This window comes from Apilactobacillus kunkeei (assembly GCF_005930975.1).
In the GTDB taxonomy this organism is placed as follows: domain Bacteria; phylum Bacillota; class Bacilli; order Lactobacillales; family Lactobacillaceae; genus Apilactobacillus; species Apilactobacillus kunkeei_E.
Map to the genome: position 1 here is coordinate 170277 of NZ_VBSE01000043.1, position 16194 is coordinate 186470.

13 protein-coding genes are annotated in these 16194 nt (G+C 36.8%); all 13 read right to left on the minus strand.

Features of this window, described 5'->3' with window-relative positions; genetic code table 11:
• Positions 1 to 83: 83 nt before the first annotated feature.
• Positions 84 to 1241: a molecular chaperone DnaJ gene (gene dnaJ / locus FD688_RS06945; protein ID WP_138742369.1), complete on the minus strand. Its 1158-nt coding sequence runs from the start codon at positions 1239 to 1241 to the stop codon at positions 84 to 86.
• An 81-nt stretch (positions 1242 to 1322) separates the two neighbouring features.
• The gene (gene dnaK, locus FD688_RS06950; protein WP_054608222.1) at positions 1323 to 3182 is read right to left on the minus strand and encodes a molecular chaperone DnaK; all 1860 of its coding nucleotides are present in this window, start codon (positions 3180 to 3182) and stop codon (positions 1323 to 1325) included.
• Positions 3183 to 3208: 26 nt separating this feature from the next.
• Entirely contained in the window at positions 3209 to 3781 is a 573-nt protein-coding gene (grpE, locus tag FD688_RS06955) for a nucleotide exchange factor GrpE (protein WP_138742370.1), read from the minus strand.
• 14 nt (positions 3782 to 3795) lie between these two features.
• Positions 3796 to 4836, minus strand: a complete 1041-nt coding sequence (gene hrcA / locus FD688_RS06960; protein ID WP_138742371.1) for a heat-inducible transcriptional repressor HrcA — start codon at positions 4834 to 4836, stop codon at positions 3796 to 3798.
• A 104-nt stretch (positions 4837 to 4940) separates the two neighbouring features.
• A complete protein-coding gene (ribF, locus tag FD688_RS06965; protein ID WP_138742372.1) occupies positions 4941 to 5879 on the minus strand; it encodes a riboflavin biosynthesis protein RibF in 939 nt (312 codons plus the stop codon).
• Between the two features lie 17 nt (positions 5880 to 5896).
• The gene (gene truB / locus FD688_RS06970; RefSeq protein ID WP_138742373.1) at positions 5897 to 6808 is read right to left on the minus strand and encodes a tRNA pseudouridine(55) synthase TruB; all 912 of its coding nucleotides are present in this window, start codon (positions 6806 to 6808) and stop codon (positions 5897 to 5899) included.
• A gap of 112 nt (positions 6809 to 6920) precedes the next feature.
• Complete coding sequence (gene rbfA / locus FD688_RS06975) at positions 6921 to 7274, minus strand: 30S ribosome-binding factor RbfA (RefSeq protein WP_041152352.1); 354 nt, start codon at positions 7272 to 7274, stop codon at positions 6921 to 6923.
• Positions 7275 to 7288: 14 nt separating this feature from the next.
• Positions 7289 to 9529, minus strand: a complete 2241-nt coding sequence (gene infB, locus FD688_RS06980; RefSeq protein ID WP_138742374.1) for a translation initiation factor IF-2 — start codon at positions 9527 to 9529, stop codon at positions 7289 to 7291.
• 20 nt (positions 9530 to 9549) lie between these two features.
• The gene (locus FD688_RS06985; protein WP_138742375.1) at positions 9550 to 9852 is read right to left on the minus strand and encodes a L7Ae/L30e/S12e/Gadd45 family ribosomal protein; all 303 of its coding nucleotides are present in this window, start codon (positions 9850 to 9852) and stop codon (positions 9550 to 9552) included.
• Positions 9842 to 10141: an RNase P modulator RnpM gene (gene rnpM / locus FD688_RS06990; RefSeq protein WP_034531674.1), complete on the minus strand. Its 300-nt coding sequence runs from the start codon at positions 10139 to 10141 to the stop codon at positions 9842 to 9844. Before rnpM ends, FD688_RS06985 begins: the two co-directional genes overlap by 11 nt.
• A 26-nt stretch (positions 10142 to 10167) precedes the next feature.
• On the minus strand, positions 10168 to 11256 hold the full coding sequence (gene nusA / locus FD688_RS06995; RefSeq protein WP_053792782.1) for a transcription termination factor NusA: 1089 nt from the start codon (positions 11254 to 11256) through the stop codon (positions 10168 to 10170).
• An 18-nt stretch (positions 11257 to 11274) separates the two neighbouring features.
• Positions 11275 to 11748, minus strand: a complete 474-nt coding sequence (rimP, locus tag FD688_RS07000) for a ribosome maturation factor RimP (protein WP_138742376.1) — start codon at positions 11746 to 11748, stop codon at positions 11275 to 11277.
• A 115-nt stretch (positions 11749 to 11863) separates the two neighbouring features.
• Positions 11864 to 16189, minus strand: coding sequence for a PolC-type DNA polymerase III (locus tag FD688_RS07005; protein WP_225426122.1), 4326 nt, complete (start codon positions 16187 to 16189; stop codon positions 11864 to 11866).
• Positions 16190 to 16194 lie beyond the last annotated feature (5 nt).

Consider the following 16194-nt stretch of genomic DNA (forward strand, 5'->3'; position numbering starts at 1 on the left):
ACCCAAAAGGCAATTCACAAACTAAATCATGATATCAAAATTCTTTTTAACAACAAAAAAGAGTCGCTTATGCGACTCTTAATTTATTTCTTACCATTCATAGCATCTTTCATCTTTTCGAAGAATCCACCATTCTTGTATTCTTCTTCGCCAGATGCTTCAGCAAAAGCTTTTAGAGCTTGTTTTTGTTGTTTGTTTAAACTCTTAGGAGTGACAATCTTAACAGTTACTAGTTCATCACCTTTTGAACTACTGTTAATCTTAGGCATTCCCTTCCCTCTTAATCTGAAAGTAGTGTTGGATTGAGTTCCAGCGGGAACCTTCATTTCAACGTCACCATATACGGTCTTAACCTTGATAGTACTACCTAAAGTAGCTTGGGTAAATGAGATGTTTTGTGAGTAATGTAAATTAGAGCCATCACGTTCAAAATCACGACTAGGCTTTACTCTAAATACGATAAACAAGTCACCGTAAGGTCCACCGTTTTCACCAGCTTCTCCTTGTCCTTGTAATCTCATTTGTTGCCCATCATCAACACCGGCAGGAACGTTTACTTCAACCTTGTGACTTTCATGCATGTGACCAGAGCCACCACACTTAGGACACTTGTCCTTAATTTCTTTACCAGTTCCTCCACAAGTAGGACATGGATGTTGAGTTTGCATTTGACCTAATGGTGTATTTTGAACTGATGTTACATAACCACTACCGTTACATTGGTGACAAGTTTCTGGATGAGTTCCTGGTTTTGCACCTGAACCATCACAGGTATCACACTTAGCTTCACGATCGTATCTGATAGTAGTCTTTTTACCAAAAACAGCATCTTCAAAATTAATTGTCATTTGGTATTGAAGATCACGACCCTTAACTGGAGCATTTGGATCTCTTTGTGCACCTCGTGCGCCACCACCAAAGAATTGGCTAAAGATGTCGTCGAATCCGCCACCACCGAAACCAGAGAATCCTCCAGCTCCGCCTCCGAAGCCTCCGGCACCTCCGCCGAAACCACCAGATGGGCCATCAGCGGAGCCAAATTGATCATAATTACGACGTTTTTGTTCGTCGCTTAGAACTTCGTAAGCTTCGTTAATTTCTTTAAACTTCTTTTCAGCACCGGGTTCTTTGTTGATATCAGGATGATACTTCTTAGACATTTTACGGTAAGCGTGCTTAATGTCATCTTGACTGGCATCTTTTGATAATCCCAGAATTGAATAATAATCCTTATCTGCCATTTTTATCCCCCATAACATTCATTTTGAAATAAAAGGTCAAAGCCCAACAAGTCAGACTTTGACCCTTTTAAAGTAATCTAATTACTTATTGTTTTTGTCATCATCATGAACTTCATGGAAATCGCCGTCAACAGTGTTGTCGTCTTTACCCTTGTTATCTGATGAATCGTTTGCGTTACCTTGTTGATCTGAACCTTGTTCTTGTTGTTGTTGGTATAGCTTAACAGCAAGTGCTTGAACTTGTTGACTCAAATCATCTTTCTTAGCCTTCATTTCGTCTAAGTTGTTGTCTTCTTTAGCTTTCTTCAATGCATCTTCAGCTTCTTTAGCCTTCTTGATTTCATCTTCAGAAACCTTACCTTCAACATCTTTTAGAGTCTTGTCAGTTTGGAAGATTAATTGATCTACTTCGTTCTTCAAATCAACTTCTTCTTTACGCTTCTTGTCTTGTTCTTCGTTCTTCTTAGCTTCATCCATCATACGGTTGATTTCATCATCTGATAGACCGTTTGAATCCTTGATGGTAATCTTTTGTTCCTTACCAGTACCCTTATCCTTAGCAGAAACGTTTACGATACCATTCTTATCAATATCAAACTTAACTTCGATTTGAGGAACACCACGAGGTGCAGCAGGAATGTCAGTTAATTGGAATTGACCTAAAGTCTTGTTGTCAGCTGCCATTGGACGTTCACCTTGTAGAACATGGATATCTACGGCTGGTTGATTATCAGCAGCAGTTGAGAATACTTGTGACTTAGAAGTTGGAATAGTTGTGTTTCTATCAATTAACTTAGTGAACACACCACCCATAGTTTCGATACCTAATGATAGTGGAGTAACATCAAGTAATACAACGTCCTTAACATCACCAGTTAGAACACCACCTTGAACAGCGGCACCTAGAGCAACCGCTTCGTCAGGATTGATTGAGTGGTTTGGTTCCTTACCAGTCCAGCTCTTAACAGCTTCTTGAACAGCTGGAATACGAGTTGAACCACCATTTAAGATAACTTCATCAATATCTGAAGTGCTTAGTCCAGCGTCTTTTAGAGCATTGTCAAAAGCAACCTTAGTCTTATCAACTAAATCAGAAGTTAATTCGTTAAACTTAGCACGTGATAATGTAGTTTGTAAGTGAAGTGGTCCATTTTCACCTGATGCAATGAATGGAAGACTGATTTCAGTTTCAGTAACACCTGATAGATCCTTCTTAGCTTTTTCAGCAGCATCCTTTAGTCTTTGTAATGCCATCTTATCTTGAGATAAGTCGATACCATTTTCATTCTTGAATTGTTCTACTAGGTAATCCATAACTCTCTTATCAAAGTCATCCCCACCTAAGTGAGTATCACCATTAGTTGATAGTACTTGGAATACACCGTCACCTAATTCAAGAACGGAAACATCGAAAGTACCCCCACCAAGGTCATATACAAGAACTTTTTCATCTTTGTCTTGCTTGTCTAAGCCGTAAGCTAATGATGCAGCAGTTGGTTCATTGATAATACGTTTTACATCTAAACCAGCAATCTTACCAGCATCCTTAGTTGCTTGTCTTTGTGAGTCATTGAAATATGCAGGAACCGTGATAACAGCTTCGCTAACAGTATCACCTAAGTAGTCTTCAGCGAATCCCTTAATGTATTGTAAGATCATTGCTGAGATTTGTTGTGGAGTGTATTTCTTACCATCAACATCTACAGTATAACCTTCTTCACCCATGTGACTCTTAATTGAAGCAATTGTGTTTGGATTAGTAATCATTTGGCGCTTAGCAACTTCACCAACTTGTGGTTCGCCATCTTTAAATGCAACAACAGATGGAGTTGTACGTGAACCTTCTGGGTTAGTGATGATTTTTGGTTCTTTACCTTCAAGAACAGCAACAGCTGAGTTAGTAGTACCTAAATCGATACCGATAATTTTATTACTTGCCATAATTTATTATCTCCTTGATTATTTTTTTATTGAGCAACTACAACCATGCATGGTCGAATAACACGATCAGCAAGTTTGTAGCCTTTTTGTAAAATTTCTACAACAGTATCTGCTGGATGGTCATCATCTGCAGGTACTGTTTGAACCGCTTGACACTCGCTTGGGTCAAATGGTTTGTTTAAGACATCAATTTCTTCAATGCCATTTTCAGATAATGCTTTATTGAAATGCTTTAGAACAAGTTCAACACCTTGTTTTAGTTGCTTTCCACTATCATCTGAAACTTCAACACCCAAAGCACGTTCCAAGTTATCCATTGCAGGTAAGATACTAGTTGCTAGTTTTTGACCATCATACTTGTAGATATCTGCACGTTCACGCTTGAATCGTGTTTGCATGTTTTGCATTTCTGCTTCAGCACGAAGATACTTGTCAGAGAAATCTTCAACTTGTTGTTGAAGTTCCTCAACTTGTTTTTCTAATGAATCCTTTTTATCTTTCTTAGCGTCTTTCTTTTTATCGGCGCCTTTGTCCTTAGCAGCTTCTTTCTTAGAAGTTGCTTTTTTTAGGTCTTTTTCATCATCCTTCTTGCTAGCCAAATGAATGCCTCCTTTTACTGATTATATTTATCATAATAATTTCTCAGTTTCTTTGATAATTCATTTCTAAATCCATCAACGATTCCAATTACTCTTGAATATGGCATCCTAGTGGGACCAAGAACGGCAATAACACCCTTTCCATATGGGCCAACATCATAGGAACCAGTAATAATACTGTAATCTTTTAATAGATCATTGCTCAATTCCGGTCCAATTTGAACAGAAATTGAATTATCAGAACTCTTGATGAACTTCGAAGCATCATCAGTATCATTTAACAATGAGTAAATTGGCTTTATATAACTGATGTCATTATTATCAGTAAAACTCAATAGATTCAATTCACCACCGATATAAAACTGATTAGTAGAAGCTTGCATCAAAACATCATCAAGAGTTTGAACTAAGCTGTCAGGGTTCTTAACGTACTTTAGAATTTCAGGTACGATTTCTGTCTTTAACTTAGTGATAACTTCGTCTAAAGGCTTCCCTGCTAACTTATCATTTATCATTCTGACAACGGCATCTAACTTGTCACCGCCTAAGTCCCCGTCAATATGGAAAACCTGGTTAACAACTTCATCATTATCGGTAATCAAAATTGCCATCACCTTATGATTGCCAAGTGGAACCAAACGAAAACTTCCCAAAATAGGAGTTGTTTCTTGTTCCGGCTTTAAAGTTAATGCAGTGTAATTAGTTAAGTTAGATAGAATGTCAGCTGATTGTTGAACAATTTCATCAATCTGTCTAAATCTTCCTGATAGTGAATTTTGAATCATCATCATATCACTATTATCAATTGGATTTGGATTTAACAAGTTATCAACATAGTAACGATAACCTTCAATTGATGGAACGCGTCCGGATGAAGAATGATTTTTGGTAATTAAACCAATTTCTTCTAGAAATGCCATTTCATTTCTTACGGTTGCTGAACTGACATGTATTGGTAATTGACTGGATAATGCCTTAGAACCAACAGGAACACCTGATTTTGTATAATCATTAACGATGATTTTCAAAATCATTTTTTCTCTTTCAGTAAGCATACCCGATCACTCCTTATTGATTAGCACATTTAGCAGTCATCTATATTAAGTGCTAACCACAATTATTAATTTACCAAAGCCATCTATATAAGTCAAGAAAAAGACTACTTATTTTCGAAATAATGTCGAGTGAAATCTTCGTCGGATTGAAGTTGTTTGATTAATTTATCAATCCCCTCAAACTTAACCTCACCACGAATACGATATAACCAATCTACCTTTAATACTTCGCCATATATATTGTCATTAAAGTCTAAAATATTTATTTCAACCGTAATTGGGTTCTTATCACCAAAGGTGACGTTTCTTCCAATTGATGCCATTCCATGATACTTTTGATTACCGATAAATACATCAACTACGTAGACACCGATTGTTGGTAACCATTGTAGCTCATCGTGTTCGATGTTTGCAGTTGGATATCCCAATTCACGACCACGAGCAAATCCATGGACAACGGTTCCGCGAGTTTGAAATGGTCGGCCCATCAAATGGTTAACAGTTTGAATATGTCCTTCATCTAGATTCTTTCTGATTCTAGTTGAACTAATTTTTTCCAATTGGTAATCAGCTAAATCAACAACAACTACGTCAAATCTATCCTTCGCATAATTTGGTAATAATGCCATTGTCGCGTTCTTTGCTCCATAGGTATGATCCATGCCCGCTACTACAGTATCGGCGTTAAATTTAACTAGATAATTATCAACAAATTCTTGTGGTGTTTGATTTTGAAAACTAAAACTATAGTTAATAACGAACACCTTATTTACTCCTAGCGATTCAAACATTTCATTTTTGCTATCAGGCATAATAATGTTTCTTCTATCATGAGGTGATAATTGTTTATAAACTACAGCAGGTTTATGGTCATAAGTTAACACTGCCAAAGGTAGGTCCTTTTTTATGGCAATATCGCGCGCTTTTTCTAATACCTTTTGATGGCCTAAATGAATTCCATCAAAGTATCCCATTGCTAAAACTAATTTTTCTGATTGATTAAAATCAGAACTCAATGGATGATGTAATTTGATTATTTCCATAATTTCATGCCTTTCATTTATTGATTGCTAAACATTTTTTCTGGCTTATAAGTTTGTTTGCTTTCGTCAAAGAAATATAAAGCCTTAACTCCGTTGTTAAACATTAACACACATTTATCATCATTTATACCTAAAGCATCTGAATCCAAAAAACCTCCATTTTGAACGATTTTCCATTGGTTTTTGTTTAGGTCGATGTGTTTAAAGTCAGTCAATGCGTAATCAATCGATTTAACAATATCATCAATGCTGCCATTTTCTACGGCTGATTCTACATCGCTAATCTTAAAAGTATCTTCAATTGTAAAACCACCGCTCTTAACTCTTGTCAAACTAGACATTACAGCTGGCATATTAATCTTTTTACCAAAGTCAACAGCAAGTGTTCTTACATATGTTCCCTTACCACATCCAACTTCAAAGAAAATAGTTTGCTGTTTCTTGTTATCATCGTAGATGCTGGCTTTTATTTGTTTAAAATAATGAATTTGAACATGTCTTTCTGGGCGTTTCACTACTTCGCCATTTCTAGCATATTCATATAATCTTTTTCCATTTACCTTCACAGCTGAATACATTGGAGGAATTTGAATTAAATCCTCAGAAACAAAACTATTAAGTAGTTCATCAATTTCATTGTCTGATAGTGGTTTTTCCAATGGCTTAGTACTTACTACATCACCGTCTAAATCTTCGGTAGTGGTATCAAACCCTAAGGTAATGCTTCCTTTGTATACTTTTCCAGAGTTCATCAAGTATTCGACTAATTTGGTACCTTTGCCTAAACAAATTGGTAAAACTCCCTCTACGTTTGGATCTAATGTTCCACTATGTCCAATTCGTTTCATTTTTAAAATGCCTCGTAATTTACTAACACAAGCAAAACTAGTCATACCCTTTTCTTTATATAATGGTATAATTCCGTCCATATTACACTACTCCTCAGATGTTATTTATATCTTAAATTATATCATAGACGCTTTTTTTCGCTAAATTAGAGCAAAAAAAGAACCCATAACATAAGTTACGGATTCTTTTTTATTAACGATCTTCACGTTTTAATTTATTGATTAATTGATCAATCTTACTTCCATATTGAATTGATTCATCCAATTTGAATGTTAATTCAGGTGTACGGTAGATGCTCAAACGAGAACCTAATTCACCTCTGATTAATGATGTTGCCTTATCCAAACCTTTTTGGGTAGTTTCTTCGTCATTATCGTTATCAGATAGAATGCTGTAGTAAATAGTAGCTTGTTGTAAGTCACCAGTTACGTCAACACCAGTAATAGTTACACCTTGAACTCGTGGATCTCTCACACGCTTTAATAAGATGTCATTAACTTCTTTTTGAATTTCTTGTTCTAGTCTTCCAACTCTGTATTGAGCCATATCAATTCACTCCTTTACTTAGCAGGAACTTCTTTCATTTCATAGGCTTCTACAACGTCACCTTCCTTGATGTCGTTGTAGTTTTCAATAGTAAGTCCACATTCAAATCCTTGCTTAACTTCTTTAGCATCATCTTTGAAACGCTTCAAACTATTTAGTTCACCGTTGTAGATAACAACGTTATCACGAATTAAACGAATCTTACTGTCACGTTTAATTACACCGTCGGTAACCATTCCACCTGCAATTGTACCAATCTTAGAAGCTTTGTAAAGTTGTCTTACTTCAACTTCACCAGTAACTTCTTCTTTGTACTTAGGTGCTAGCATACCCTTCATAGCTGATTCTACTTCATCAATAGCATCGTAGATAACTTGATGTAGACGAATGTCAACGTTATCAGTTTCAGCTTGAGCCTTAGCTTGTGAGGTAGCACGAACGTTAAATCCAACGATGATAGCATTACTTGCTTCAGCTAATGCAATATCACTTTCGTTAATTGCACCTACAGAACTGTGGACGATGTTAACCTTAACACCTTCAACATCAATCTTTTGTAAACTTGATGCAAGTGCTTCAACAGAACCTTGAACATCTGCTTTGATAATTACGGCAACTTCCTTCATTTCCCCTTCTTTTAGAGATTCGAATAAGTTATCCAAAGTAACACTGTTGTTCTTCTTACGTTCTTCCATTTGAGCTTCTTTAGCTCTTTCTTCACCGGCTGCACGGGCAGTCTTTTCATCATCGAATACTACGAAACGGTCACCAGCTTCTGGAACATCGTTTAAACCAGTAATTTCGATTGGAGTTGATGGTTTAGCACCATCTAGGTCCTTACCCTTTTCGTTAGTCATAGTTCTAACACGACCGAATGTGTCACCAACTACGATTGGATCACCGACATGCATAGTACCTTGTTGAACAAGTAATGTTGCAACTGGACCTCTTCCACGATCTAGACGAGCTTCAATAACTGAACCGGCAGCATGTTGTTTAGGGTTAGCCTTTAATTCCATCACGTCTGATTGTAGAAGAATCATGTCTAGTAATTCATCAACGTTGGTACCCATCTTAGCTGATAGTTCAACGAAGATAGTGTCACCACCCCAGTCTTCTGGGATTAATTCGTAACTTGCTAGTTGTTCGATAACGTGGTTAGGGTTTGCACCTGGTTTATCAATCTTGTTAATTGCAACAATAATTGGAGTCTTAGCGGCCTTAGCATGGTCGATAGCCTCAATTGTTTGTGGCATAACACCATCATCTGCGGCAACTACTAGGATTGTGATATCTGTGATATCAGCACCACGAGCACGCATAGCAGTAAAGGCAGCATGTCCTGGAGTATCCAAGAATGTGATAACCTTACCGTTTCTTTCAAGTTGGTAAGCACCGATTGCTTGAGTAATTCCACCAGCTTCACCAGCAGTGATGTGTGAGTTTCTCAAGTAATCCAATAGTGTTGTCTTACCATGGTCAACGTGTCCCATGATAGTAACAACTGGTGCACGGTCTTCTAGGTAGTCCGTATTTTCTGCTTCTTCTTCGAAGATCTTGTCGATATCAGAAACGTTTACTTCAACCTTTTCTTCAGCCTTAATACCATAGTCAGCAGCTAGAAGTTCGATTGTATCCTTATCCAATGAAACGTTTTGGTTAACCATTACTCCTAATAGGAATAACTTCTTAACGATTTCAGCTGGTTCTCTATGGATAATCTTACCGATTTCTTGAGCGTTCATACCAACTGTATATACCAATGTTTCTGGCAATGGACGTTCTTTTCTTTCTGGTGCTTTGTTGTTCTTGTGGTTTTGTCTGATACGTTGGTTCTTAGTGTACATACCAGCAAACTTGTTGTTACCACGATTGTTTTTCTTGTTGAATTTCTTCTTGTTCTTCTTACCACCCTTTTTGAAGTTTGAAGAACCATTGTTATTTGGTTTGTTTGTGTTGTTGCTGTTATTACTGTTGTTATTGTTCATAGATTGCTTTGCCTTATTGTTAGAATTTTTGTTTAAAGTCTTGTGTGGCTTTTCGGCAGGTTTCTTAGAATTATTGTTAGCTGGTTTGGTTGCATTAACCGGCTTTTTCTTTGGAGCAAAGTGGTCTCTGATAGCCTTTTCTTCGTTAGAATCTAGACCTGACATATGATTTTTAACGTCATATCCCTTCTTCTTTGCTTCATCAATAATTGTCTTACTAGCTACATTTATCTCTTTAGATAACTCATAAATTCTTTTCTTACCCATACCATCACGTTCCTTTACAATTAATTTGTCATTTCTTTCAAACGTTTGGCAAATCCACCATCTGCGATTCCTATAATGGTTCGCGGCATTCCAATTGCATCACTTATTTCTACTTTAGTAAACATTTGATTGGTAGGAATGTTATATGAATTTGCCTTATCTGTAAATTTCTTCAAGCTGGCTTTTCCAGAGTCAGTAGCGATAATCAGAAATTTAATTTTATTCTTCTTGATTGCGTTGAGCAATATATCTTCACCAGTAGTTATCTTTCCGGCTCGCTTTGCTAAACCAATAAAGTTTAATATTTGTTCTTTATTTGTCATTTTCGAAAAGTTCTTTTCTGGCTTGTTTGTGGTCTACGTAAGCAATTAAATCATCGTAAAATTCATCACTTAGGTCAACTGAAAATACTTCGTTTAGTTTCTTTTCATCCTTGGCTTTTTGTGCGACTTTTACGTCAATTGAAACGTATGCCCCTCTACCTGATTTTTTTCCAGTTTCATCGATAGTAACGTTATTTTCCTTGTCCTTAACGATTCTAACTAAATCTTTCTTGGGAGCCATTTCACCAGTAACAATATCTTTTCTCATTGGAATTTTTCTTGTTCTCATTGAATTAACACTCCTTAAACTTGTTATTATTCGTTATCGATTGCGTCGTCACTATCTTCTTGGACGTCTTCAGTCAGACCATCAGCTTCTGATTCAGACTTGATATCAATCTTGTAACCAGTCAACTTAGCAGCTAGACGTGCGTTTTGTCCACGCTTACCGATTGCTAATGATAGTTGGTAGTCAGGTACGATAACTGTACATGCACGTTCATTTTCTTCATCAAAGATAACATCAACTACTTCTGATGGGTTTAATGAATTGGCAATGAATTCAGCAGGATCTTCAGTCCATTGAACGATGTCCATGTTTTCGCCACCTAGTTCGTTAACGATAGTTTGAACACGTTGACCTCTTGGTCCAACAGTTGTACCAACTGGGTCGATATCATCGTTGTTAGATCTAACGGCTACCTTAGCACGGTCTCCGGCTTCTCTAGCGATTGATACGACTTCAACAGTTCCGTCATAAATTTCAGGAACTTCTTCTTCAAATAGTCGTTTTAATAAACCAGGAGCGGTACGACTAACGAAGATTTGAGGACCCTTAGTAGCATCTTCAACACGGTTAACGTAAACCTTGATTCTGTCTTGTGGTCTGTATGTTTCATTTGGCATTTGGTCGTTCTTAGGCATAACTGCTTCAACCTTACCTAAATCAACATATACAAAACGATCGTCTTGGCGTTCAATTTCACCAGTGATTAGTTCGTCTTGGTATTTGCTGTACTTGTTGTAAACAATTGTTCTTTCAGCTTCTCTCACTCTTTGCATGATAACTTGCTTAGCAGTTTGAGCAGCGATTCTACCAAAGTTCTTAGGAGTAACTTCAAACTTAATTTCGTCACCTAATTCGTAACCACGGTTTAATTGTAATGCATCTGATAGACTGCATTCTAGTCTTGGATCAACTACATCTTCAACAACAGTCTTAACAGCGTAAACATGGATGTTACCCTTCTTGTCGTCAAAAGCAACTTCAACGTTTTGTGCCTGGTTGTAATTTCTCTTGTATGCTGAAGTTAATGCCGCTTCTAAAGCATCAATGACAGTTTCTTTAGAAATCCCTTTGTCGTTTTCTAGGGCATCTAGTGCACCTAAAAGTTCTTTACTCATTTTAATTTTCTCCCTTAGCTAAAATTTAATTGCTAATCTTGCTTTGGCAATTGATTTTCTTGGTATTGTTAAATCCTTAATTCGACCTTTTAAATTAACAGTCAAAACTAATTCATCTTTGCTTAATTCTTTTAAAGTCCCTTCATAGACTTTTTCACCGTTAATTGGTGCATACAATGAAACATGAATGTATTCATTAACAGATTTTTCATAATCTTCTGGTTTCTTTAGAGGTCTTTCAGCTCCTGGAGATGAGACTTCTAGAAAGTAAGCTTGTGGAATTGGATCCGGATCCATTGAATCTAACTTTTCACTTAATTCGTCAGATACTAACGCACAGTCTTCAATATTAATACCGCCGTCCTTATCTACATAAATCCTTAAATACCAATTCTTGCTTTCTTTTACAAATTCGATGTCATATAGATAAAAGTCATGACTATCTAGAATTGGAGTTACTACTTCTTTTACCACTTCTGTAACTTCGCTCAATGATACGCCTCCTAAAAAAATCCAATAAAAAGAGCGAGCATTTCTGCTCACTCCCTTCTCTCAGATATAAATCATAATGTATCATACCATACTATCTGAGATTGTTCAATACATACTACATCATATCAAATAAACTTAATTGATTTTCATCAGGTAAATTATCAATAATATGGTTTTCTGTCATGAATTCAATTAATTTTTTGGAAACCTTTCCACGTTTAGATAAATCCTCTTTAGAAATAAATTCTTTATCTTCACGTGCTGCAACAATTTGTTTAGCAACATTTAAGCCAAGACCCGGAATTGCTCTAAATGGTGCTATTAACTTGTTACCATCAATTAACCATTGTTCGGCATCGGAACGCTTCAAATCAACCATTTCGAATTCGAATCCTCTTTCAATCATTTCATTGGCTAATTCAAGAACAGTTAATAGGTTCTTATCCTTGGCAGATGCGTCGTTTCCAAGATCATTAATTTCCTTCATTTTCGACTTAACAGCTTCCTTACCATGACACATTGAAACAATGTCAAAGTCATCAGCACGAACAGAGAAATATGCACAGTAGTATACCAATGGGAAGTATACCTTAAAATATGCCACACGTAATGCCATTAAAACATATGCTGCCGCATGGGCGCGTGGGAACATGTACTTAATCTTTAGACAAGAATCAATGTACCATTGTGGAATATTGGCTTCGTGCATTTTCTTTTGCCATTCATCCTTAATTCCACGACCCTTACGAACATATTCCATAATCTGGAATGACGTTTCTGAATCTAATCCCCAGTTGATTAAGTCGGTCATGATGTTATCACGACAACCAATAACATTAGCAATAGTTGCTTTACCTTCCTTAATTAATTCATCTGCGTTTCCTAACCAAACGTCAGTCCCATGGGATAGACCAGAAATTTGTAGTAATTGTGAGAAGTTTGCTGGATTAGTTTGTTCTAGCATCCCTCTAACGAACTTAGTACCGAATTCAGGAATTCCTAGTGTACCTGTCTTCGATTGGATTTGGTCTTGTGTAACTCCAATTGTATCAGTACCTGAGAACAATCCCATAACACCAGGGTCATCCATTGGAATTGACTGAGGATCAATCCCTGATAAGTCTTGTAACATCCTAATCATAGTTGGATCATCATGCCCTAGTACATCCATTTTCAAAATGTTGTCATGGATAGAATGGAAATCAAAGTGGGTAGTTTCCCAAGCTGCGTTTTGATCATCAGCTGGATATTGGATTGGTGTGAAATCAAAGATATCCATATCGTCTGGAACGATAATAATTCCGGCCGGATGTTGTCCAGTCGTTCTCTTTACACCAGTATCACCCTTTGATAAACGATCAATTTCGGCAGAACGAATAGTTTGTTGGGTATCTCTTTCGTATGCCTTCACGTATCCATAAGCTGTCTTATCGGCAACAGTACCGATAGTTCCGGCACGGTATACGTTATTTTCACCAAACAATACCTTTAGGTAGTTATGGGCGATTGGTTGATAATCACCAGAGAAGTTCAAATCGATATCTGGAACCTTGTTACCACTAAATCCAAGGAATGTTTCGAACGGGATATTATGACCGTCACCAATCATTAATGTTCCACATTCTGGACAGTTTTCATGTGGTAAATCGTATCCTGAACCATATTCACCCTTAGTGAAGAACTTAGAGTATTTACAGTTTGGACAACGATAGTGTGGTGGTAATGGATTAACTTCAGTAATCCCCGCCATTGTGGCTACCAAACTGGAACCAACGGAACCACGGGAACCTACCAGATATCCATCCTTATTACTCTTTGCTACAAGACGCTTTGCGATTAAGTAAATAACTGAGAATCCGTTACCGATAATACTCTTCAACTCACGGTCCAAACGTGCCTGAATTAATTCAGGTAGTGGATCTCCGTAAAGTTTATGGGCCATATCCATTGTTGAGTTTCTTATTTCATCTTCGGCACCCTTCATGTGTGGTGTGTATAATCGATCTAAGACCGGATGAATTCCATCATCAACCATGTTGGCAATCTTTTGGGTATTATCAACAACGATTTCCTTGCTGACATCTTCACCTAAGTATCCAAAATCACTCAACATTTCGTCTGTGGTTAAGAACGGCACCTTAGGTAATTCTTGTCTATTTAATGGGTTAGCTCCACCTTGTGAGTGAATCAAAATCTTACGGTAAATGTAATCTTGTGGATCCATGTAATGTACATCCCCAGTTGCGACAACTGGTTTATTCATTTCATGTCCCATATCAACCATGTTTTGTACTAATTCTTGTAAGTGCTTTTTTCCATGAATTAATTCCGAATCAATCATTGGTTGATAAGCCGCACTTGGTTGTACTTCTAGATAGTCATAGAATTCAGCCTTTTTCTTGGCTTCTTCTTTACCCTTTTGAAGCATTGCGGTGAATACCTCGCCGTTTGCACAGGCTGAACCAACTAGAATTCCTTCACGATATTTTTCAAGAACACTTCGTGGAATTCTAGGCACTCTGTAGAAGTATTCAACATTAGATAATGATACTAACTTGAACATATTCTTTAATCCTGCTTGTGTTTGAGCCATCAAGATGGCGTGGAATGGACGTGCATGTTTGTATGCATCGTTATCAGACATGTGTTCGTTTAGTTGGTTTACCTTAGTAATGTTGTAACGTTCTTCAGCATCCTTGATAAATAAGTAATTCAAATGACCTGTTGTTTCAGCATCATACACGGCACGGTGATGATGTTCCAAAGCAACGTCAAACTTCTTTGCTAATGTATTCAAACGATAACTCTTGTAGTTTGGATATAAGAATCTTGCCAATGGTAATGTATCAATGATTGGGTTTTGAATTTCTTCCATTCCATATCTTTGATACCCAACATTCATAAATCCAACGTCAAAAGTAACGTTGTGACCTACTACAATTGAATCGCCACAGAATTCTCTAAATAATTTAAAGACTTCTTCTTCTGACTTAGAACCCTTAACCATGTCATCTGTAATTGATGTAAGTTCAGTTGTAAAGTCTGATAAATGAAAACCGGGGTCAATAAATTCTTCAAATTGATCTAAGACGTTATTGTGTTGCATTCTAACGGCTGAAACTTCGATTACCTTATCGTAAATAGCAGATAGACCTGTAGTTTCAATATCGAAAACAACGTAAGTAGCATCTGCTAAATCGCGGTCATCTTCGTTAAATGTAATTGGAACTCCGTCATCCACTACATTAGCTTCAACACCATATAACATTTTAATGTCGTTTTTTTGTGCAGCAGTATAAGCAAAAGGAAAACCTTGAACAGCAGCGTGGTCGGTAATAGCCAATGCTGGGTGACCCCATTCTTTAGCTCTGGACACGTATTCTTCAATACTATTAGTTGCATCCATTTGACTCATCTTAGTGTGTAAATGTAATTCAACACGTTTTTCTTCCGCGTCATCATGACGACCTTCATGGTGTAATGGATTAATGTCATAAGCATTCAATGTTAGTTCATGACTGTAGTTATCCTCTTGAATGCCACCACGAACTTTAATCCAATCTCCCTCTTGCAGTGCAGCAAAGTTCGCTTCATCGTTTTCGTTGTTAGAAAACTTCTTAACTTCGATTGATGATGAATAGTCTGTAATCTTTAAAATCATCAATTGACGACCAGATCTTAGTGAACGGATTTCCTTACTAAAGATGTGACCATTTACAATCACTAGTTTTTCTTCTTGGACGATATCAACTAGTTTGGTAACTTCTAAGTCATCCTTAATCTTCTTACCGATTTGAACTTTACCTTTTGGAACTGCGTTCTTTGAGTTCTTTTGACGTTTAGCAGATGATTCTTGGATAGCTTGCATCGCCTTTTGAGCTAGCTCAGCATCCTTCTTTTCTTTTTCAGCTTTAAAATCTTTGATTTTTTCTTGAGAAGCAGTTTCATCAACAAAAACAGAGATAGTAAAGTGCGGAAAACCTAAACGTTCGTACAAATCTTCAATTGGACTAACTGCTTTATCCACAAGAAAGTTCTTAACGATTTCGTTATCAGCACTAAGTTCGATTTTGTGATCAACAATCTTTGGAGCATCACGTCTTAATAGTTCATTTTTAATAGCATCAGTGATATCAGCATGTTTAACAATCCATTCCCAGTAATTGCCTAATTGCTTGTTATCAAATTGATTGTCGTTTGCTTTGATATTAATCTTAGTAGTAGCGATTTCATCAAAAGTCGCTTGCATACGACTATAAAAATCCAAGAAGACTTCGTAGCCCAAAATTCGTGGAAGTGTAAGGTGGAATTCCCAAATTTTGGAACGTTTGTGGATATCAATCTTCTCAATCTGACCGCCCTTAAAATTATCAGAATCAATTTGGTCTTTTAACTGTAATTGATTCAATAATTTTATAAATAATTCTTCTTGGTTAGACAATTTAA

Bases quoted from the DNA above. Each gene is read 5' to 3' on its own strand.
- rnpM (WP_034531674.1), bottom strand. From the start codon at position 10,141: ATGAGAACAAGAAAAATTCCAATGAGAAAAGATATTGTTACTGGTGAA.
- ribF (WP_138742372.1), bottom strand. From the start codon at position 5,879: ATGGAAATAATCAAATTACATCATCCATTGAGTTCTGATTTTAATCAA.
- infB (WP_138742374.1), bottom strand. From the start codon at position 9,529: ATGGGTAAGAAAAGAATTTATGAGTTATCTAAAGAGATAAATGTAGCT.
- dnaJ (WP_138742369.1), bottom strand. From the start codon at position 1,241: ATGGCAGATAAGGATTATTATTCAATTCTGGGATTATCAAAAGATGCC.
- hrcA (WP_138742371.1), bottom strand. From the start codon at position 4,836: ATGCTTACTGAAAGAGAAAAAATGATTTTGAAAATCATCGTTAATGAT.
- dnaK (WP_054608222.1), bottom strand. From the start codon at position 3,182: ATGGCAAGTAATAAAATTATCGGTATCGATTTAGGTACTACTAACTCA.
- truB (WP_138742373.1), bottom strand. From the start codon at position 6,808: ATGGACGGAATTATACCATTATATAAAGAAAAGGGTATGACTAGTTTT.
- rbfA (WP_041152352.1), bottom strand. From the start codon at position 7,274: ATGGCTCAATACAGAGTTGGAAGACTAGAACAAGAAATTCAAAAAGAA.
- FD688_RS06985 (WP_138742375.1), bottom strand. From the start codon at position 9,852: ATGACAAATAAAGAACAAATATTAAACTTTATTGGTTTAGCAAAGCGA.
- nusA (WP_053792782.1), bottom strand. From the start codon at position 11,256: ATGAGTAAAGAACTTTTAGGTGCACTAGATGCCCTAGAAAACGACAAA.